Below are 20252 nucleotides of genomic sequence, written 5' to 3' on the forward strand. Positions count from 1 at the left end.
ATGTGATGAATTCTACATGTAATGCACCAATCTGCCCAAAAAACCACAAAAAAATCGCCGGGCGGGCATGTTCCCGTCCGGCGATACGTTTTCAACTCACACGCATCAGGTGTTCAAGCGTTCATGCGCCGCCTGCGCACTGCCAGCGGCCCCAGCATGGCCAGGCTGATGGCTCCGGGCCAGCCAGTGAGTGCGACAAACACGCTGTCCAGCCAGTGCGGCATGCGTCGCCAACGCCACCAGTTCCAGCCCACATAGGCGCACCATGCACTGACGATGCCCGCCAGTGTCAGCCACCACAGGGCTTGCGACAGGCTGAGGTACAGGCCGCGCTGGGTGCGTTCGCGCACATTGAATTCCACCTGGAACGGGAAGAGAAAGCCCATGACATTGGCCTGCACGCGGCGTTTGCGCTGGTCTTCCTCGCCCTGGTGCCAGGTGTAGCGGTGCAGCGGCTGAAGCTGCGGGTCGGTGACCACGACCTGCTTGAAGCCGGAGCGTTCGGCAGAATGCGAGAACTGCCAGTTCAGCGGATCGGCATCGCCTGCGAAGAAGTCCCGATCGGGGCGGTAGTCCTGCAACGGAATGGTGGTTTCAGCGTAGTTCTGCCAGTCCAGCAGCACCAGCCGGTCGGGGCGTGCATAAACACCGTGGTATTCGCGGCGGGTTTGCTCCAGCACATGAATCTGCAAGGCATCCTCGGGCAAGACCACGGGGGTGCGCACCACCTTGGGCTGGCCCTGAATCTGCCAGATATGGAACACGCGCCGCTGGGCATCCACCAGGAATGCGCCGTTGTCGTAGGGCTTGCGGGTGCTGGGGCTGTCGGCCACCATGCGCGCCGGGAAGACAAAGCCCGCCTGCTGCAAGGCGGTGGTGAACTGCGTGGTCTTGGCTTCGTCCACGGCGTTGGTGGCCGCCAGGATGAATTCCATGCGCGTGTTCATGCGGAACATATCGGGCGGGGTGAGCAGCCGCCCCTCCACATCGCGCTCGGACTCCAGCAGGGTGTAGAGGCCAAAATGGGCCTGGTCGAGACTGAAGGGGTGGTGGCGCATGCGCGCTCCGGCGCGGAACACCGCCTCCACATCCAGCGGCCAGCCTGCCACCGTCTCGGGCAACTGGCCGGTCTTGTCCAGATAGTTCAGGTTGGAGAACGGCAGGGCCAGGCGCATTTCATCCTCCGTGAGCGGGTTGCCCTCGGTATCGGAATAGCTGCGGTTGCCGCTGCGGAACCGCTCCAGCACCAAGCGGTCCTGGTCGGCACTGTAGGAGACATACACGGCCTCGTAGTCCTTGGGGAACATGCGCGCGGCATATTCCGGCAGCACCTTGGCCAGCAGCAGCACCGACAGCAGTGCCAGTACGATACGCGACAGAGTCACCATGTCAGCCCCCTTCGGATGCGGTCGAGTACACCAGGCAGGCCCAGCAGCAGGGCCAGTGCCAGCAAGGCAAAGACCGGCAGGTTGTCCACATAACGGCCATAGCCATTGAGGTTGCACAGCGCGGTGGCCAGCACATAGCCCAGCATGGCATGCCAGCAACGCCGCCAGGGCCGCTGCTCGATCAGCACCAGCACCGTGGCCAGATAGGCAACGAAGCCCGACAGGCACAGCGGCAGAATGGTTTGCACCGTCAGTTGCGCCACTTCAGTGGGCAGGAAACGGCTGACGATATGGGCCTGCACCACGCAGAACAACGCACTGAAGCCCAGCAGCAGCGCGAACCCCGTGCCCAGCATCAGCGCGAGGGCCTTCTGCTCGTGCACCGGCAGATGGAAAAACAGGCGCAGTCGCTTGTTCAGGCATTCGGGCAGGAACTGCACGCCCGCCAGCCAGATGCCAGTGAACAGCGGCAGGTACTGCATGCGCTCGAAGTACATGCGGGAGCGGAACAGCACCTGCGTCCACAGGCTTTGGCCACCACTGGCGGCATGGAGGTTATTCATGCTGTAGAAGGATTCGCCCAGTGCCAGCAACAGCAGGGCAAAGGGCAACAGCCCCAGATAACGCAGTTTGATCCACTCCTTGTAGAGCAGACCCTGATAGGGAAGCAAGGTATTCATGGTGTGTTTTGGTGCGAAGCATTCAGCGCGAGGCAGTCAGTACTTGCCTGTCAGCGAGAGAAAGGCATCTTCAAAATTCATCGGTACGTCCTGCCAGCCTTGCAGCGACAGGCCGCGTGCCAGCAGGTGCTGGCGCACGGCTTCGGGCGGCTGGAAGCTGCACACCAGGGTGTGCTGGCTGGAGTGCTCCACGGCATGCAGCACGGCATCCGGCTCCAGTGCATCGGATTGCGTGCAACGCTGGAAACGCCACTGCCCGAAGCCCTGAAAGAAGGCCCCGCGCGATGCCTGGTAGAGCAGCCGCCCTTCCTGAATCACCAGCATGCCGTCCATGAGCCGCTCCAGGTCCTGCACAATGTGCGAAGTCAGCAGCACGGTGGTCTGGTACTCGCGGGCGTAGTCCTGCAAATAGTCCAGCAGCAGGCGGCGATAGCCTGCGTCCAGCCCCATCGAGTAGTCGTCCAGAATCATCAACTCCGGCACCTGCGCCATGATGAGGCCCAGGCAGACCTGCGAACGCTGGCCGCATGACAGGCGCGAAATGCGCCGCGTGGGCGGCACCTTGAGGCGACGCGTCAGGTCGTGGAACAGCTCGGGCCGCCAGCCGGGGTAGAAGTGGCGGTAGAACCGCTCCAGCTCGGCAATGCTCATGAAGTCGTACTGGGTGAACCCTTCGTGCAGCAGGCCGATGCGCTGGCGCGTGGCCGGACGCAGCCGGTGGCTGGGTTCCCCCAGCACCGTGCATTGCCCTCCCGACGGCTCCAGAAAGCCCATCAGGATGTTGATGGTGGTGGTCTTGCCCGCCCCGTTCTTGCCCAGCAGGCCATGGATACCGCCTTTGGGAATCTGGAAGGACAGGTGGTCGATCACCTGTTTTTCGCCATAGCTGTGGGTCAGTTGGCGGCATTCGATCAAATGGGTCATTGTGGCAATGCTCAAGTCAATCCATTCACACATTCCGCTCTTAGAAACGGTAATCCACCCGGGCATTGAAAGAACGACCCCGTGCGTAATAGTTGAAGAAGTTCAACACATTGCCCTGGCCATCCACCCATTTATAGAACTGTCCACGCCCGCTGGGCACCTTGCGGTTGAACACGTTCTGGACATCCAGCGACAGACGCAATGTCTGATCCTTGTGCCGGATGACATCCCAGCCCAGGTTCATGTCCACGCGCAAGCTCGATGGCAGGTGGCTGCTGGTGTAGGTATTGACCTTCTTGCCATCAGAGAGGGTTTCGTTGTCGCCACTGATGAGAATCGGTGCACGCCGCGTGAAAATCAGCGTGGTTCCCAGGTCAAGGTTGTGTGCCAGCTTGCCCTGGTAATGGCCCACCAGTTGCAGCGGACGGTTGAATTTGCTCATGTCGAGCTTGGCGGCATCCATGAGCTGGCCGTTATAGATCACCCTGGAGCGATCCCGACCATCGCGTTCATCGTAATACGCTCCCGAATAGGACTTGTAGTCGATATAGTTCGAAGAAGAGTCCGACCATGTGGTGCCCAAGCGGAAATAATGTCCGTCAAAGCTGTTATTGGTCAGGGAAATCGTATGCCCCGTGTAATAGCTGCGTCCACCGTTGGAAGCCTGCGTCTGCGTGATATCACGCCCGCGCTCATTCACACCGATTTTCACGGTCTGCTGCATGATGCCATCCTTGTGGTGGCGACGCACAAAGTTGTAATCCAGTCCGAACCCAGCCGCCAGTTTCAGATCCAGCCCCAGGCTGAACTCATCCGAATATGGGGTTTTCAGATCACTGGCATCATAATCATACCCGGCAGAAATCGAATATTCCGTCCAAGGCAGATAACCATCCGGCCCTATTTTATTCGGGCTTTGCCGCGTGAATCGCTTGTAACTATAGTATTTGTAAAGGTTGTAATACATATTGGGACCGCCATAATAGCGCGCCAACCCTACACTCAACAACGAGTTTCCCTTGCCCATGACATCCCACTCCGTGGTCAGGCGCGGTGCCAGGTTGTAATTCTGGTACTGGTCGTCATAGTCCATTCTCACCCCTGGACGGAAAACAAAATCCTTCCAGCCGATGGAGTCCTGCACCCACAGCGAAAACGTCCTGGTGCTGGCACTGCGCTGGAATGGCTCCATCACATCCTTGACATCCAGATAATGGTCATAAAGCTGCCCACCCGTGCGCTCCCAGTTGTATGACACACCATCCTGCCCAGGGGCCAGAGGTTGGTTGGGCGAAAGGTAATTCAAACCGTTGTAAACGGTGCCTGCACCGGCATCCACATCGGCCCAGACAATTTCCGTGCTGGCTCCCACATTGATGCGATGGGTGGTGCTGCCCCATTTCACAGGATCGACATCGAAATCCAGTGCGGTGTTGAATGTGCGCTGCTTGTAGTCCTGATCGTAGGCATAGAAGTTACCATCCACCGAATAACCCGGCCCCCAGATGCGCCCGTAGGTTGCACTGGACGGGTCGTCGTTCCAGGACAATTCTCCGTTCGGATAACCCCAGTTCTTGTCACCGTAGGTCATCCATGCCAGATAGGTGTGTCCCTGCAAGACATCACGGCGCGATGTCATGTCGCCATATTTCGACTTCAGGTGGAAAGTACCCTGGTCGGTACGCTTGTTCGCATTCAGCGAGAAATCAAAATTCTCCTGTTCCTGCCGCGACTCGGAATTGATGGCACGGTTGCCGAAATAATCACCCCGATACAGGTAATAAACACCGGTGAGCTTGAAGTCCAGCCCTTCCCCCAGATCGCCACCGACAGAGCCGAAAAGCGTATGCGATTGGCGTCGCTGGTTCTTGTCCTCATGCACCGCCTCATCCCCGGAATAATAGCGCATCGGTATTTTTGACCGGGTGGTGTCATAAGACACAATTGCCGCCAACCGTTCACTCACTGGGATATTCAGATTGACCCCCATGGAGTTTCTCTCATATTTAGGCTGCCAGGAAGCATCGTAGGTCTCTTCGGGGTTGCTTCCTTCCATGGCCAATGGGTCGTAGAATCTTTTCTCCCAGCTGCTGCGCGAATGTCCCCAATACATATTGCCCTTGATACGGTCGGTACTGGGCTTGCGGGTAATTGCACTGACCACACCGCCAGTGAAACCGCTGTAATTCACTGGAACCCGCGCGTCCAGCAAATCAATGCGCTCAATCAACTCTGGATTCAAGCTGTAGTTCTGCACCATACCCATGGGTTCGGAACTGTGCCCAAACGTGCTGATGTACGAAGGGTGATACACGCGACCGTTATTGGAAAATGTGGGAGGAATCACATAATTGTTATTGCCCAGACCATCGATCACATAGCTGTTTTCGTATGGCTTGCCGCCTGAAATGGCAATGAACGGTGGTTTGATCTCCCCTCCCTGATCGGATACCAGCGACTGGTCGTCAAACTGCACCTCCGAGAAAATGCGCAACGCATCTTCTGTACTGCGCGTGCGATTGGGAATTTTGTCCAGCATTTCACGGCTGATGGTCTTGGGATAAGTGGCCTCCACCAGCACCAGCCCCAAGGTCTGATCTCCCTGCCGGGGAGCGGGTGCCGAAGCGCGGGGCTTCACTGCTGCCACCGGTGTGCGGCGCAGCGAGAACGTGCCATCGGCAGCTTCGGTCAGTTCCAGCCCGGTGCCTGCCAGTGCCTGTCGCAGGGCGGCGGCCACTTCATACTGGCCTTTGACCGGGGCCGATTGCTTGCCTGCCACCAGTTCAGGAGCGAACGACACCATGCGCCCGGCACGGCGGGCAATCTGCGCCAGCGTGCTCTCCAGCGACGCAGCGGGGAGGTTGTAGGTCTGCGTGGTGGCAGTCTGGGCCTGTGCGGGCAGGCTGTGGCCCAGCCCCAGGGCCAGCAAGGCGGCCAAGGCCACGGGAGTCAGAAAACGGCGGCGGTGCGCCACGGCATGTTGCTGCATAAGCGGTTTTTCCAGTTTCGGGTTCATGGTTCAGGAGCGGTGCATGAAGTACACCTTCATATTCCATGTACCGTGAAACGGAAAAAGTCACACGCCTTGGCAAAAATTTTTCTGAATTGCTTGCCAGCCGGTTACAGATGCTCGATCACCGAAATCCAGCGGCTGTACTGGGTCAGCCGGATGGGTGTGGTGTGCACCAGTGCCAGCAGGGTGCGTTGGGGGTCGTCGAGCGAGAATACGCCGGACACGCGGATAGCTGCGGCTCTGGGTTCCACCCGCAGAATGCCGGGGTAGTACGGGCGCAAGGCAGCAGCCACCTCGCCAAGCGAGCGGTTATGCACTTCCAGAATGCCATCCTTCCAGTGCAAGACGGACTGCCATTCGCGTGCCGCCCGATCCACCCCCTCACGGCGGAAACTGATGCCCTGCCCTGCACGCAGAACATGGTGCGCCCCCGCTCGGGGCTGTACCCGCACGCTGTGCTGCTCGACCGCCACGGTGCTGAAGCCGTCCTCCTGGCGCACGGCAAAGCGTGTGCCCAGTGCCTGCACCAGCCCCTCTTCGGTATGCACCCGCAAGGGGCGGTCGGCATCCTGTGCCACCTGAATATACAAGGCTCCCGTGCGCAGATGCACATCACGCCACTGCCCGGAAAACGCCAAATCCACCTGGCTGCGGGCATCGAGCAGCATCTGGCTGCCATCGGGCAGGGTGAAATGGCGGCGCGTGGCAGTGGGAGCGGCATAGTCTGCCAGCCAGCCAGCAACCGGGGCATGGCTGTGATCCACCAGCCACAGGGCAACCCCGCCCACACCACCTGCCACGCACAGTTTGCCCAGAAAGTGCCGGCGGGTACGGGCCGGTTTCAGAAAGGTCTGGCGCAGTCCGCTGTCCGGGGCTGCCAGTGCCATTTTCAGCGGCTGCACGGCATGGCCCAGCCGTTGCGCCACGCGCTCCAGTGCCTGGGCATGGGCCGGATCGGCGGCCAGCCACTGCCGGTACTGTGCCTGCTCGTCGGCATCCAGCGGGCTGTCGCTCAGGCGCACATGCCAGGCGACGGCCTGCTCCAGCATCGGTGACGCGGACTGTGCCTTGCCGGATTGGCGACTGCGAAGTTCTCCCATAATGGCTCAGCCGTCACAGGCCTGACAGCACAGCAGCAGTGCCTTGGTGATGTACTTGCGCACGCAACTGACTGAAATGCCGAGCAGGGCTGCAATTTCCGCGTGCTTCATACCATCGATCTGGCTGCACACAAATGCCGTGCGTGCCTTGAACGGCAGGCTTTGCAACACAGCATCGACGGCATGCAGGGCCTCGCAAATCTCCAGGTATTCATGTGCCGACAGGGCGCAGTCCGCGCTGGCCTGCAACTGCCAGTGCTCGCGCCAGGAAGCCTCCAGCTCGCGCCGCCGCCACTGCTTCCATGCCAGCCGCTCGCTGATGGTCATCAGCATGGCACGCTTGACGCGCACCTGCTCCAGACTGGGCGAGGTGACGAGCTGAATGCAGGCTTCGCTGGCAATGTCCTGCGCATCCTCCCAGTTCTGGAGCCTGCTGTAGAGCCTTGCCACCACCCAAGGGTAATCTTCCTGGTGAATCTGGAGCCAGATTTCCCGCCACAGGCCAGGCGAGGCGGTTTCGGTGTGAACGGTCATGACAATGAATGAAAATAAATATCATTGTAATGCCGTTGATATTGTCACCCTACAGTCGCAAGGGGCAGACCCCGATCAAGCCTGGTCGATGTCTTTCAACTCCACGCCCAGCGTGCACAAATCGGTTTCGATGGTTTTGAGCACACTGCGCATGGCCACGCAATCGGCAGCCACCTGGACATCGGCGGTGGCTTCGTACAGCGGATGCCGCTGGGCGTACAGCTCCTGCAACTTGGCCAGCGGATCGGCCACTTTCAGCAGCGGGCGGGTCTGGTCGTTGCGTACCCGCCGCAACAGGGCTTCGGGCTTGGCCGTCAGGTAAATCACATGGTAGTGCGCAGTCAGGATGGCGCGGTTTTCCGGGCGCAGTACCACGCCGCCGCCCGTGGCCAGCACGCAGTCGCCCGGCTGCTGGGCCAGTTGCGCCAGCAACCGCGCTTCGGCATCGCGGAAAGCCGCTTCGCCCATGCGCTCGAAGTATTCGGGAATGGAACAGCCCAAGTCCTGCGTGAGCCGCTGGTCCAGGTCGATGAAGGGATAGTCGCAGTGCCGCGCGAGTTTGCGGCCAATGCTGGTTTTGCCAATCGCTGGCATGCCGATCAATGCAATTTTCATGGGGTGTATTGTCGGGCATTCCGCCCCTGCCCCGGCAGTGGGTCGCTACACGGTCTTCACACCGTTCTCACACCGGCGGCAGGCCGTCCAGATGCGCCAGCACCTGTTGCAATTCTTCGCCGAGCGGACACTCCAGTTCGATCTCGCGTCCATCGACCGGGTGCTGGAAGCGCAACCGCCAGGCGTGCAGGAACATGCGATCGAGCCGGTTCTTTTGCAGGCGTTTGTTCCAGTCGAAGTCGCCATACTTGTCATCGCCCGCAATCGGGTGGCCGCACGAGGCCAGATGCACGCGAATCTGGTGGGTGCGGCCGGTCTTGATGGTCACGGCCAGCAGGCTGGTGGCGGGCATGCCGCTGCTGGCATGGTGGGGCCAGCATTGCCGCACCTGCACCAGCGACAGCGCGCGCATGGCATCGGGGTCGGCAGCGGTGGTGGCCTTGACGCGGCGTTCGCCATCGGGCAGCAGGTATTTGCGCAGGGGCGTATCCACCACCTTGTGCGCGGCAGGCCAATGTCCCTTGACCCAGGCCAGATAGGTCTTGCCGGTGGCACGGGCGCGGAACTGGTCTTGCAGCTTGACCAGCGCGCTGCGTTTCTTGGCGATCAGCAAAATGCCGGAAGTCTCGCGGTCCAGCCGGTGTACCAGCTCCAGAAAACGCGCATCGGGCCGTGCGCGGCGCAATTGCTCGATCACCCCGAAGCTCACGCCACTGCCGCCATGCACCGCCACACCCGCAGGCTTGTTGATGGCCAGCAGCATGTCGTCTTCCCACAGCACGGGGAAGCTGCGGGCCGGGGCATCGGAACGTTCCGCATCAGTGGGCGCGGCAGTCTGTGCCGTGCGCACCGGGGGAATGCGGATGGCATCGCCTGCCTGCAAGCGCGTGTCGGCCTGGGCACGCCCTTTGTTGATGCGAATCTGGCCGCTGCGAATCAGGCGGTAGAGGTGGGTCTTGGGCACACCCTTGATCTCGCGGAACAGGAAGTTGTCCAGCCGCTGTCCTTCCCATTCCTCGCCCACCTGCACCAGCCGCACCTGCGGCGCGTCGGCCTGGGCGGGCGGTCTCTGCGGAGCTTGTGACATGGCTTTGGGCTTTCCCTTTATAATCGCGCTCAACTGTGTTTTCCCCAATAAAAAAGGCGGTAGCCAGCCAAGTGTAGTGCAGTTGGCTCCCGAAAAAGAAAACGCAGTGAATGAATGCCGAGCCTGTCCCTGTTCCCGTGGACGTTGCCGATACCCCAGTGGGCCTTGCTGCTCCCGGTCGCACCAGAGGAATATGGCACTGCGCCTGCGCACGGAATCCATGAACCGGAATTTTTTTCGAACGGCGGGTGTCGCTGCCCGTATCTGTAGTTCTCTCCCATTGCGCCGAATGCCTTTTATGCACCGGCCCTACAGCCCACGCCGCCGTCGCGGACCCCAAGCAAACATGTCCCTGATCTCACCGATGGCAATCTGCCTGCTGGCTCTGCGGTGGCTGCTGATGACGCAGCCACTGGCGCAGCCGTTCGCACGCACGCGCGCCAGGGTGTGCACCATGCGGCATGTCTGTCCCACACCCGCACCACTCCCACGCGGGGATACATTGCCTGCCTGTCAGGCCCGGCCTCGAACCCCACAGCCCTCGCCCTGGTTCAGCAGACCACCGGCCACAGGGCGGGAGTGTCCCTCTGCGACGGGTGGCCTGCGTGCCCTCCGTCTTCCGTTTCATGTTCTTCCCTGCCAGCGGCCCGGCATTGGGAGCCTTAACCGGCTGATTGTCTGAATCACCCGCAGGCAGATGCGTCTGGCGGCCCGAAGGGGGCCATGCCCGCGCACCTGCACTGCATCTGCAAGAAGGAACGCATCATGAAACGGATGCTGATTAACGCAACGCAGGCAGAAGAGCGTCGCCTGGCCATCGTGGATGGGCAAAAACTGCTGGATTACGAGATCGAGATCGAAGGGCGCGAACAGCGCAAGGGCAATATCTACAAGGCGGTGGTCACCCGCATCGAACCCAGTCTGGAAGCCTGCTTCGTCGATTACGGCGAGGAACGCCACGGCTTCCTGCCGTTCAAGGAAATCTCGCGCCAATACTTTGCCGAAGGCGTATCCGTCAGCCAGGCGCGCATCAACGAGGCCATCCGCGAAGGCCAGGAACTGCTGGTGCAGGTCGAGAAGGAAGAGCGCGGCAACAAGGGCGCGGCCCTGACCACCTTCATTTCGCTGGCCGGTCGCTATGTGGTGCTGATGCCCAACAACCCGCGCGGCGGTGGCGTATCGCGCCGCATCGAAGGCGACGAGCGTGCCGAGCTGAAAGAGGCGATGGACCAGCTCGAATACCCCAAGGGCATGTCCATCATTGCCCGCACCGCCGGGATCGGCCGCACCGCCGAAGAACTGCAATGGGACCTGAACTACCTGCTCAAGCTCTGGGATGCCGTGGGCGGTGCCGCCCGTGACGGGCGCGGCGCGTTCCTGATCTACCAAGAATCGAACCTGGTCATCCGCGCCATCCGCGACTACTTCAACACCGACATCGGCGACATCCTCATCGACACGGACGACATCTACGAGCAGGCCTCGCAGTTCATGTCCTACGTCATGCCCGAGCACGCCGGGCGCGTGAAACGCTACCGCGACCAGGCCGCGCTGTTCTCGCGCTTCCAGATCGAGCACCAGATCGAATCGGCCTACGCCCGCACCGTGCAACTGCCCTCGGGCGGGGCAATCGTCATCGACCAGACCGAAGCACTGGTGGCCGTGGACGTGAACTCCGCCCGCGCCATCAAGGGCGGCGACATCGAGGAAACCGCCACCCGCACCAACCTGGAAGCCGCCGACGAAGTGGCACGCCAGATGCGCCTGCGCGACCTGGGCGGGCTGGTGGTGATCGACTTCATCGACATGGAGGATGCCAAGAACCGCCGTGCCGTGGAAAACCGCCTGCGCGACGCACTCAAGCAAGACCGCGCCCGCGTGCAGATTGGCTCCATCAGCAAGTTCGGCCTGCTGGAAATGAGCCGCCAGCGGCTCAAGCCCACCCTCTCGGAAGGCGCGTCCATCCCCTGCCCGCGCTGCGGCGGCTCCGGCCATGTGCGCGACACGGAAAGCTCCGCGCTGCAAATCCTGCGCATCATCCAGGAAGAGTCGATGAAGGACGGCACGGCCGCCGTGCATTGCCAGGTGCCGGTGGAGGTGGCCAGCTTCCTGCTCAACGAGAAGCGCACCGAAGTGGCAAAGGTGGAAATCCAGCAGCGCGTCAATGTGCTCATCATCCCCAACAAGACGCTGGAAACCCCCAACTACAAGCTCGAACGCCTCAAGGGCGACGATGCCCGCCTCGACGACGTGGACAGCAGCTACAAGCTGGCCGAGGAAATGCAGGACCCGGTGGCAGCCACGCGCCGCTCCAAGGAGCCGACCAACCGGCAAACCCCAGTGCTCAAGGGCCTGTTCCCGGATGCCCCGCCCCCCGTGGTGCCGCCGCGCCCGGCCCGTGGCGCAGACCGGCAGGATGCGCCACAGCCCGAGGCCCACTCCCACGCGCCTGCCGCCAGCGGCTGGCGACTGCCGGGGGCCGGATTCTTCAGCCGCCTGCTGCAACGCATCAAGGCCGTGCTGCTGGGCACCAAGGTGGAACCCGCCGTCACCAGCGAGGCCCCGAGTGAAGCTCCCCGCGCCAGCGCGGCAGACGCGTCCAACCCGAACCATCGCCGCAGGCCCAGCAACCAGGAGCGCGGTGGCCGCAACGAGCGCAGCCCCCGCAGCCCGGTGGCACGCGAAGAAACACGCGAGGGCAGCCGTTCCGGCCACCGCGACAACCGTCGCCCCGTGGCAGACAACGGCAACACGGAAGAGCCACGCAACCGCACGCGCCAGAGCAGCCGCCGCTCCGTGGAAGCACGCGAAACCGAACGCGGCAATGAAGCTGGCTACGACGCACAGGACATCGCCACCAGCGAAGACAGTGCCACTGGCGAGCGCAGGGGTCGGGGTTCGCGCGCACCGCGCAAGCAGCGTCTGCTCTCCGCCGATGGCGTGGACAGCCCGCTGAACCACACCGCGACCGTCGATGCAGACACCGATGCCCCGCAGACAGAAGGCATCGAGCGCGACGAAGCCACGGCAGAGGAGCCACGCCGCGAACGCCGCTCCCGCAGCCAGCATGGCCGCGACCGCCGCCGCTCCGACCGCGAGCGTGCCCCCGCCACGCAAGCCGATGCAGATGGCATCGCGCCCTCCACGGCCATCGATGACGACGTGGACAGCCGCGCGGAAGCCGCCTCTGCGGAACCACGCCGCCGCAAGCCGCGTGTCCAGAACGATGCCGCATCCCCAGCCGATGCCAGCGGCGCGGCACTGCCGGTGGACGAAAGCGGCGACGACGCGCCCAGCGCGCCAGCGGCTGCCTCGCGCAGCTACTTTGCCCAGCGCGGTCAGGGTGGCCAAGGCCAGGCCAAGGTGGCCAACGAGCAGGTCGATGCGGACAGCCCGCCAGCCGTGCTCCCGGCTCCCATCGCCAGCGAAACCGCTGTCAGTGAAGAACCGGTAGCCATCGCACCAAAGGCCGAACTGCCAGCCGATGTTCCAGCCGACCTGCCAGCCACCACCGGCAACGACGCGACCAGCATCGACACCCCCGCCGTGCCACCCGAATCGCCCGTTCCCCGTGCGTGGGTGCTGGACACCGAGGCACTGGATGCCCTGGTGCGGCAAGCCGGGCTGGAGTGGGTGCATTCCGACCATGACAAGGTCGCCGCTGCCCAGGCCGCCATTGCCGCCGAGCCGCTGCCCGTCCATGTGCCACGCCCACGGCCCGTGGTGCAGGTGCTGGATGAAGGCCCGCTGGTACTGGTGGAGACCCGCAAGGATCTGGCTGCCCTGCGCCTGCCTTTCGATGCACCGCCTGCCACAGGCACACAGGAATCATGACCCTGTGATGGCAGGGGCTTCATCGTTCGCCCCCGGATGATGGAGCCTCGCCATGCCTTCGGGCAGACGGTGGCAGGCCACACGCCAGCCCTGCCGCCGTCTGCCCCGCCACTTCCTCATTGCGCCTCGCCGCAGGATCACCATGCTGTTTCTCCTCTCCCCAGCCAAATCACTTGACTGGGAAAGCCCGCTCCCACCCTCCATCGAAGCCACCACCCCGCTGTTCCTGGAAAAGTCTGCCATCCTGAACCGCTTGCTGCGCCAGAAAACCCCACAGGAGCTGGCCGAGCTGATGTCCATCAGCCCCAGGCTCGCAGAGCTGAATGTGCAGCGGTTCCGCGACTGGAGCCTGCCGTTCACCCCGCAGAACGCCCGCCCCTGCGTGTTCACCTTCAACGGTGACGTGTACGAAGGGCTGGATGCCGCCAGCCTGACGGATGCGCAATTGCACTGGGCGCAGGAACACCTGCTGATTCTCAGCGGCCTCTATGGCGTGCTGCGCCCGATGGACCTCATGCAGCCCTACCGGCTGGAAATGGGCACGCGCCTGGCCGTGGGCGAGGCCCGCAATCTGTACGATTTCTGGCAGCAGACCATCACCGACTACATCGTGGGCCGACTGGAAGTGAAGAAAGTGCCCATCGTCGTCAATCTGGCATCCAACGAGTATTTCAAGGCAGTGCAATCCCGGCGGCTCAAGGCCCGCATTATCGACTGCGTGTTCCAGGACGAGAAAAACGGCCAGTTCAAGATCATCAGCTTCTATGCCAAGCACGCCAGGGGCCTGATGGTGCGCTATGCCATCGAAAACGACCTGCACACCCCCGACGAACTCTCCGGCTTCAACCTGAACGGCTATCGCTTCGCGCCCGACCTGTCCAACGATGCACGGCTGGTGTTCCAGCGTCAGGAAGGCGATATTCCGGCCTGAACAGGTTCTCAGGCCGCAGTCAGCAGGGCCAGACAGGCCAGCGGCGCGGTTTCGGAACGCAAAATGCGTGCGCCCAGACTGACGGGCACAAAGCCGTGGGCCACGGCAAGTTGCAGTTCCGCCTCGCTCAAGCCCCCTTCGGGGCCAGTGAGCACCTGCACGGCATCCACGCTGCCCTCAGCCGCTGCTGCCTGACGCTGCTGCCACCACTGCGCCAGGCTGTGCTGCGCACCCTGCGGGGTCAGCACCAGCCGCTGCACCGCCACGGCATGCCCGTCGTCTGGCGCGGGCTGTGCCTGTAGCCAGTCCTTCAGGCTGATGGAGGCGGCCACCGTTGGCACGGTATTGCGGCCGCTTTGTTCGCAGGCGGCAATGGCAATCGCCCGCCAGTGCGCCTGTTTTTTCTCGGCGCGTTCACCCTTGAGCCGCAACATGCTGCGCTCGGCGGCAATCGGCGTGATGCAGGCCGCACCCAGTTCGGTGGCTTTTTCCACCAGCCAGTCCATGCGCTCGTTGGCGGGCATGCCTGCCAGCAGGTGAATGGTGGGGCGCGCCTCGCGGTCGGCATGCTCCACCGAATCGACGTGTACCCGCACGTTCTGGCGGCCCATCTGCACGATGGTGGCCTGGTACTGGGCGTTGCTGTGCGGCTCTGCGCCGGGGAACAGCGTGAGGCTCTGCCCCGGCTGCATCCGCAACACCTGCACATGCCGCGCCGCGCTGGCAGGCAGATCGAGTTCCGCGCCGGTCTGCAAAGGTTCAGGGCAATGGAAGCGGGGCATGGCAACGGCTCCGGTCAAAGGCGACCAAAGGAAAACGCTTCGGTCACGGGGGTTTGCTCGATCTCGTCCACCAGCCGCAACAACGGAGCCAGTTCACGGTAACGGCTGGCGGTGGCGCGGATATAGCCGATGAAGCGGGGCGTATCGGCCAGATAGCGCGGCTTGTGGTCGCGCAGTCCCAGCCGCGCAAAAATGCCTGCCACCTTCAGATGCCGCTGCAAGGCCATCCAGTCCACCGCGCGGTAGAACTGGCCAAAGTCACTCTCCCATTCGGGCTTGCCCGCCAACAGCCCGACCTTGCGGGCACGCTCCCAGTAGCGCACGGTGACATCGAGGACGAAGTCCTCCTCCCAGCTCCAGAAGGCATCGCGCATCAGGCTGGCAATGTCGTAGGTGATGGGGCCGTGCAGCGCGTCCTGAAAATCCAGCAGGCCCAGCGGCCCCTGGCCATCGGGTGGCATCATCAGGTTGCGCGGCATGAAGTCGCGGTGTACCAGCACCTGCGGCGCGTCGAGGTTTTCTGCGACGATGCGGTCGAACACCTGTTGCAGGCTGTGCTGCTGTGCCTCGCTGAGCGTGTACTGGCGGTGCGCCTGCACATACCACTGCGGGAACAGGGCCAGTTCGCGCTGGAGCACAGCGGCATCGTAAGGGGGCACCTGCCCGGCAGGTACCGCCTGCTGGAGTGCCACCAGGGTATCCACCGCGTGCAGGAACCAAGGCTGCGCCCGCTGCACCAGCGCGGCCTGCCATGCCTGCGCCTGGTACAGGCTTTGCGGCTGGGCATCGCCCTGAATCTGTTGCTGCTGCGCCAGCAACCATTGCAGCAGGGTCTGCTGGCCCAGGTCTTGCAGCAGCATGAATCCATGCGCCTCATCCCAGGCGTGAACCACAGGCACATGCAGCCGCGCCTGCGCCAGCAATTGCTGCACATGCACGAAAGGCCGACAGTCTTCATGCTGCGGCGGCGCATCCATGATGATGAAGCTGCGGCCTGCGCCCACGCCGTTCGCCTGGCTGTCGATGCGCAGATAGCGGCGAAAACCGGCATCGCTGGCCGCCAGCCGCAACGAGGGCACGACCAGCCCGAATGCAGGGGCCTGCACGGCCAGCCACCCGGAAAACGCCTGTTCGCGTGCCGCATCCGGCCAGATCATTGCATCTGCCATACCCAAAGTCCCCCGCTTGCCCGAAAAACCGAACCGCCCTGCCCGCAACAGCAGGCGATTGTCGAAAATAACCGGCGATTATTACACCGCCAATGCCATGAATTGCGGCTCGCGCTGGTAATATCGGCCACTGGCTGCCCCGGCAACAGGGGGCGTTTCGTGGAACGGATTTTTGCAGGCGGGTGCTTCGTGGTTGATTTTTCTGTGCGGATGAAACAGCGTTCAACAACAAGGGAAGGTCTGCCAGGCCCTTGCGGCCAGCCCACGCCCTGCGGCGGCACGCCCCCTGCGGCCACGCGGGCGCACTTTCGCCTCAACCGGCTGTGGTGGCTGCTGCTGGTCTCGGGCACTGCGCTGGCGCAGCAGCCCGGCTCCGCGCCGGCCCGCGAAGACAGCCTCAACTCCCTGATTCTGAGCCTGCAAAAAAGCCACACCCTGCAACAACACGCACCCGCAGCCTCCCAGGCACAGGAAAAGCCCCCCATCCACCTGGAAGCCGACCGCATTCACGGCACCCAGGACAGCACCATCACGCTCGAAGGCGATGCGCAATTGCAGCAAGGCCCCACCTTTTTGCGTGCCGACCGCGTGGAATACGAATCCAGCGACCAGCAGGCGCGGGCACAGGGCAACGTCCACATCAACCAGGCGGGCGACGTGTATGAGGGCAGCGACCTCGACATCAACCTGCAAACCTACCAGGGCTACTTTCAGGATGTGAACTACCGCCTGCAAGAGAACCAGGCGCATGGCACGGCCGAGCGGGTGGACTTTCTGGGGCGCGAGGAACTGGCCGTGCAGCAGGGCAACTACACCACCTGCCAGCGCGTCGAGCACGACCCCGACTGGGAACCTGCGTGGCAAATCCATGCCAAGAGCCTGCACATCGACCGCGCCAACAATGTCGGCACGGCGCGCGGGGCCGTGCTGGAGTTTCAGGGCGTGCCGCTGCTGCCCGTGCCATACCTGAGCTTTCCGGTCTCCGACCAGCGCAAGTCCGGCTTTCTGCCGCCCACCGTCGGGCTGGACAGCGTCTCGGGCCTGCAATACGAGCAGCCCTACTACTGGAACATCTCGCCCAACCGCGATGCCATCCTGTCCACCAGCATCATGGCGCGGCGCGGCGTGAATGTGGGTGGTGAATTCCGCTACCTGGAGCGCGACTTCAGCGGTGAACTCTCCGGCAGTTTCATGCCCGACGACCGCCTGCGCGACCGCAACCGCTGGAGCTACGCCTACAAGCACCGCCACGACATCGCTGTGCCGGTGGGCCAGATGCAGGCCAACCTGAACCTCAACCGCGTGGGCGACGACAACCACTGGCGCGACTTCCCGCGCACCTCCCACAGCCTGACCGACCGCCTGCTCTCCAGCGAAGGACAGTTGCAGTGGAGCCACCAGGACGTGAGCGTGCGCCTGCGGGCACTGGAATGGCAAACCCTGCAAGACCCCGACTCCATCATCACCCCGCCCTACGACATGCTGCCGCAACTCAATGCGCGCTACACCCCTCAGCAGCCGCTGGCGGGCATGGACGTGTATGGCGAACTCGATACCACGCGCTTTCGCGCCGACGACCGCTACGCCGTGAACCTGACCGATGGCGACCGCAGCTATGCCCTGCTGCGCGTCAGCCGCCCGTTCCTGGCCCCGCACGGTTTCGTCACCCCTTCGCTGCAAGTGCATGCCAGCAGCTACCGGCTGGAGAGCACACCACTGAACCCGGCAGGCAACCACAACCGCGTCATCGGCACGGCCAGCATCGACAGCGGCCTGTTCTTCGAGCGTGAAACCAGTTTCTGGGGCCGCAACACCATCCAGACCCTGGAGCCGCGCGCGTTCTACACCTACACGCCCTACAAAGACCAGAGCATGCTGCCGCTGTACGACACGGCAGAGCTGGACTTCACCTTCGCCAGCATCTACAGCCCCAACGCCTTCGTGGGCAACGACCGCTTCGCCGACAACAACCTGCTGACGCTGGGGGCCAACTCCAAGCTAATCGACCCGGAAACCGGCGGCGAAATCGCCCGCATCGGCCTGGCCCAGCGGCTGCGCTTCAAGGATCAGCGCGTCTCTGCCATCGGCGAGAACGTGGTCACCGACCGCTGGTCGGACATCCTGCTGGGCGGTGCCGTGAACTGGAGTCCCCGGTGGTCGAGCAACGGGGTCATCCAGTACAACTACAAGGATCAGCGATCGGTGCGCTACACGCTCTCGGCCCAGTACCAGCCGGGCGAATACCGCAGCCTCAGCGCAGGCTACCGCATGAAGCGCGATGCCAGCAAGCACATTGACGTGGGCTGGCAATGGCCGCTGACCGCGTTCTGGAACAGCCCAAGCGGCGAGCAGGCCGCCATCGGGCGCGACCGCCCCCGCTGGTACAGCGTCGGGCGGCTCAACTACAGCATGCGCGACAAACGCCTGGTCGATACCATCGTCGGCCTCGAATACGACAGTTGCTGCTGGATTGGCCGCGTGGTGCTCGAACGCCTGCAAAACAGCTACGACACCGCCAACACCCGCCTGCTGTTCCAGATCGAACTGGTGGGCCTCTCGCGCCTGAGCGTCGGCTCCAACCCGCTCAACGCACTGCGCAGCAACGTACCCGGCTACCAGCCGCTGACCGGCCAGAGCTTTGGCTCGGGCAGCCGCTCCGACCAGTACGAATAACGCCTCCGCGCTGGCTGCACATCCCCAGGGCCGATGCAGCCACTGACCGAAACTTTCCCCCTACCGGGCACTCCTACGCCGATGCAACACACTCTGCGCCATACCCTCTCTCCCCTCGTCGTGACACTGGGGCTGGCAATCCCGCTGCTGTCGCAGCCCCTGCACGCCCAGGGCCTGCGCCTGACGGATGCCCCCGCCACTGCCACGCGCAACGCCCCGCAGCCGCGCGAAGGCGGGCTGGCCACCGCCGCCCGCAATGCCGCTGCCGCCAGCCAGCGCAACACCCAGCAGGCCGACTTCATCGTCGCGCTGGTCAATTCCGAACCGATCACCCAGCACGAAGTGCAGACGCGCAAGCAGCGCGCGCTGGCCTTCTTGCAGGCACAGGGCTACAGCATCCCGGACGACAGCGTGCTCCAGCGCGAAGCCATCGACACCCTGATTGCCGAACGCCTGCAATTGCAGGAAGCGCGTGACACCGGCACCACCATCGACGACTTCACCCTCGACCAGGCCGAACAGAACGTCGCCCAGCAAAACGGTGCCAGCATTGCCGACATGTACAAGGAACTGGCCGCCGAAGGCATCGACCGCGACAGCTTCCGCACCCAGTTGCGCAACCAGCTCGTGCTCATGCGCATCCGCGAACGCGCCGTCGATGCGCGGGTGCGCGTCTCCGACCAGGAACTCGACCAGCACCTGCGCGACAACCCGCTGCCCGGCGGCAGCAACGTGCCCGACCGCCTGAACCTGGGACACATTCTGGTGACCGTGCCCGAAAACCCCTCGGCCAGCGAGGAAGCCCATCTGCGCGAGAAAATCACCGAAGCCGCCCGGCGGCTGGAGCGTGGCGAGGACTTTGCCGCCGTTGCCGCGCAATACTCCGAAGCCACCGAAGCCAGCAAAGGCGGCGAACTGGGAATGCGTGCCATCGACCAGTACCCGGAACTGTTCGTGCAGAGCGTGGCCGGGCGCGACGTGGGCGCGCTGGTCGGCCCGGTGCGCTCCGGTGCAGGCTTTCACCTGCTGAAGGTGCTGGAGCGCGAGCAAGGCCAGAAAGACGTGATTGCGCAGAACCACGCCCGCCACATCCTCATCAGCCCCTCGTCGGGCATGGACGAACGCGCCGCCACGCAACGCTTGCAGGAAATCCGCAAGCGCGTGGTGCAGGGTAGCGAAGACTTTGCCATGCTGGCGCGCGAATACTCGCAGGACAAGGGCAGTGCCCCGGACGGCGGCGACCTGGGCTGGAGCAGCCCCGGCCAGTTCGTGCCTGAATTCGAGGAAGTGCTGGCCACCCTCAAGCCCGGCGAAGTCAGCGCGCCCATCGTCTCGCGCTTTGGCATGCACCTGATCCAGTTGCTGGAGCGTCGGCACATTCCCATGACCCAGCAGCACCGCCGCGAAATGGTGCGTGAACAGGTGCGCGAGAAAAAGGCCGAAAAAGCCTTTGGCGACTGGATCACGCAACTGCGCAGCCGCGCCTACATCGAAATCCGCGACGGTCAGTCCTGAGCACGGT

Annotated in this window: 14 protein-coding genes; 4 read left to right on the top strand and 10 right to left on the bottom strand. The window is 63.2% G+C overall.

The genetic code is table 11. The features are described 5' to 3' along the window. Window positions 1–113: 113 nt before the first annotated feature. The 8 genes from BUE21_RS03760 to BUE21_RS03795 all read right to left on the bottom strand — a co-directional run bounded on the left by BUE21_RS03760 (window position 114) and on the right by BUE21_RS03795 (window position 9341). On the bottom strand, window positions 114–1388 hold the full coding sequence (locus tag BUE21_RS03760; RefSeq protein WP_073354805.1) for a DUF4857 domain-containing protein: 1275 nt from the start codon (window positions 1386–1388) through the stop codon (window positions 114–116). After that, window positions 1382–2068, bottom strand: coding sequence for a hypothetical protein (locus BUE21_RS03765; protein WP_073354807.1), 687 nt, complete (start codon window positions 2066–2068; stop codon window positions 1382–1384). Before BUE21_RS03765 ends, BUE21_RS03760 begins: the two co-directional genes overlap by 7 nt. Before the next feature lie 36 nt (window positions 2069–2104). Then, window positions 2105–2992 carry an ABC transporter ATP-binding protein gene (locus tag BUE21_RS03770; RefSeq protein WP_073354891.1) on the bottom strand — a complete coding sequence of 296 codons (888 nt, stop codon included), beginning with the start codon at window positions 2990–2992 and terminating at the stop codon, window positions 2105–2107. 40 nt (window positions 2993–3032) lie between these two features. Further along, window positions 3033–6008, bottom strand: a complete 2976-nt coding sequence (locus BUE21_RS03775) for a TonB-dependent receptor (RefSeq protein WP_073354809.1) — start codon at window positions 6006–6008, stop codon at window positions 3033–3035. Between the two features lie 104 nt (window positions 6009–6112). After that, window positions 6113–7105 carry a FecR family protein gene (locus tag BUE21_RS03780; protein WP_084522796.1) on the bottom strand — a complete coding sequence of 331 codons (993 nt, stop codon included), beginning with the start codon at window positions 7103–7105 and terminating at the stop codon, window positions 6113–6115. Between the two features lie 6 nt (window positions 7106–7111). Beyond that, window positions 7112–7639, bottom strand: coding sequence for a sigma-70 family RNA polymerase sigma factor (locus tag BUE21_RS03785; RefSeq protein ID WP_073354813.1), 528 nt, complete (start codon window positions 7637–7639; stop codon window positions 7112–7114). Window positions 7640–7714: 75 nt separating this feature from the next. After that, window positions 7715–8254 carry a shikimate kinase gene (locus tag BUE21_RS03790; protein ID WP_073354815.1) on the bottom strand — a complete coding sequence of 180 codons (540 nt, stop codon included), beginning with the start codon at window positions 8252–8254 and terminating at the stop codon, window positions 7715–7717. Between the two features lie 67 nt (window positions 8255–8321). After that, on the bottom strand, window positions 8322–9341 hold the full coding sequence (locus tag BUE21_RS03795; protein WP_084522798.1) for an RluA family pseudouridine synthase: 1020 nt from the start codon (window positions 9339–9341) through the stop codon (window positions 8322–8324). A 765-nt stretch (window positions 9342–10106) separates the two neighbouring features. Here BUE21_RS03795 and BUE21_RS03800 point away from each other — a divergent pair. Both BUE21_RS03800 and yaaA read left to right on the top strand, forming a co-directional pair. Further along, on the top strand, window positions 10107–13175 hold the full coding sequence (locus BUE21_RS03800; protein WP_073354893.1) for an Rne/Rng family ribonuclease: 3069 nt from the start codon (window positions 10107–10109) through the stop codon (window positions 13173–13175). Window positions 13176–13317: 142 nt separating this feature from the next. Continuing rightward, window positions 13318–14106, top strand: coding sequence for a peroxide stress protein YaaA (yaaA, locus tag BUE21_RS03805; protein WP_073354819.1), 789 nt, complete (start codon window positions 13318–13320; stop codon window positions 14104–14106). 8 nt (window positions 14107–14114) lie between these two features. On the opposite strand, the gene BUE21_RS03810 is transcribed toward yaaA, so the two are convergent. Beyond that, window positions 14115–14888, bottom strand: coding sequence for a 16S rRNA (uracil(1498)-N(3))-methyltransferase (locus BUE21_RS03810; protein WP_073354821.1), 774 nt, complete (start codon window positions 14886–14888; stop codon window positions 14115–14117). Between the two features lie 14 nt (window positions 14889–14902). Beyond that, complete coding sequence (locus tag BUE21_RS03815; RefSeq protein ID WP_073354822.1) at window positions 14903–16057, bottom strand: aminoglycoside phosphotransferase family protein; 1155 nt, start codon at window positions 16055–16057, stop codon at window positions 14903–14905. A gap of 189 nt (window positions 16058–16246) precedes the next feature. On the opposite strand from BUE21_RS03815, the gene BUE21_RS03820 reads away from it, so the two are divergent. After that, window positions 16247–18730 carry an LPS-assembly protein LptD gene (locus tag BUE21_RS03820; protein ID WP_234971038.1) on the top strand — a complete coding sequence of 828 codons (2484 nt, stop codon included), beginning with the start codon at window positions 16247–16249 and terminating at the stop codon, window positions 18728–18730. Between the two features lie 81 nt (window positions 18731–18811). Further along, window positions 18812–20245 (top strand): peptidylprolyl isomerase, encoded by a 1434-nt coding sequence (locus BUE21_RS03825; RefSeq protein ID WP_073354824.1) that lies wholly within the window; start codon window positions 18812–18814, stop codon window positions 20243–20245. The last annotated feature ends 7 nt before the right edge of the window (window positions 20246–20252 follow it).

The sequence above is a fragment of the Lampropedia hyalina DSM 16112 genome (genome assembly GCF_900129055.1).
Taxonomy (GTDB): Bacteria; Pseudomonadota; Gammaproteobacteria; order Burkholderiales; family Burkholderiaceae_C; genus Lampropedia; species Lampropedia hyalina.

What these genes read in the sequence shown, in the direction of transcription:
- BUE21_RS03760 (WP_073354805.1), bottom strand. Translation starts at nt 1,388, where the DNA reads ATGGTGACTCTGTCGCGTATCGTACTGGCACTGCTGTCGGTGCTGCTG.
- BUE21_RS03765 (WP_073354807.1), bottom strand. Translation starts at nt 2,068, where the DNA reads ATGAATACCTTGCTTCCCTATCAGGGTCTGCTCTACAAGGAGTGGATC.
- BUE21_RS03770 (WP_073354891.1), bottom strand. Translation starts at nt 2,992, where the DNA reads ATGACCCATTTGATCGAATGCCGCCAACTGACCCACAGCTATGGCGAA.
- BUE21_RS03775 (WP_073354809.1), bottom strand. Translation starts at nt 6,008, where the DNA reads ATGAACCCGAAACTGGAAAAACCGCTTATGCAGCAACATGCCGTGGCG.
- BUE21_RS03780 (WP_084522796.1), bottom strand. Translation starts at nt 7,105, where the DNA reads ATGGGAGAACTTCGCAGTCGCCAATCCGGCAAGGCACAGTCCGCGTCA.
- BUE21_RS03785 (WP_073354813.1), bottom strand. Translation starts at nt 7,639, where the DNA reads ATGACCGTTCACACCGAAACCGCCTCGCCTGGCCTGTGGCGGGAAATC.
- BUE21_RS03790 (WP_073354815.1), bottom strand. Translation starts at nt 8,254, where the DNA reads ATGAAAATTGCATTGATCGGCATGCCAGCGATTGGCAAAACCAGCATT.
- BUE21_RS03795 (WP_084522798.1), bottom strand. Translation starts at nt 9,341, where the DNA reads ATGTCACAAGCTCCGCAGAGACCGCCCGCCCAGGCCGACGCGCCGCAG.
- BUE21_RS03800 (WP_073354893.1), top strand. Translation starts at nt 10,107, where the DNA reads ATGAAACGGATGCTGATTAACGCAACGCAGGCAGAAGAGCGTCGCCTG.
- yaaA (WP_073354819.1), top strand. Translation starts at nt 13,318, where the DNA reads ATGCTGTTTCTCCTCTCCCCAGCCAAATCACTTGACTGGGAAAGCCCG.
- BUE21_RS03810 (WP_073354821.1), bottom strand. Translation starts at nt 14,888, where the DNA reads ATGCCCCGCTTCCATTGCCCTGAACCTTTGCAGACCGGCGCGGAACTC.
- BUE21_RS03815 (WP_073354822.1), bottom strand. Translation starts at nt 16,057, where the DNA reads ATGGCAGATGCAATGATCTGGCCGGATGCGGCACGCGAACAGGCGTTT.
- BUE21_RS03825 (WP_073354824.1), top strand. Translation starts at nt 18,812, where the DNA reads ATGCAACACACTCTGCGCCATACCCTCTCTCCCCTCGTCGTGACACTG.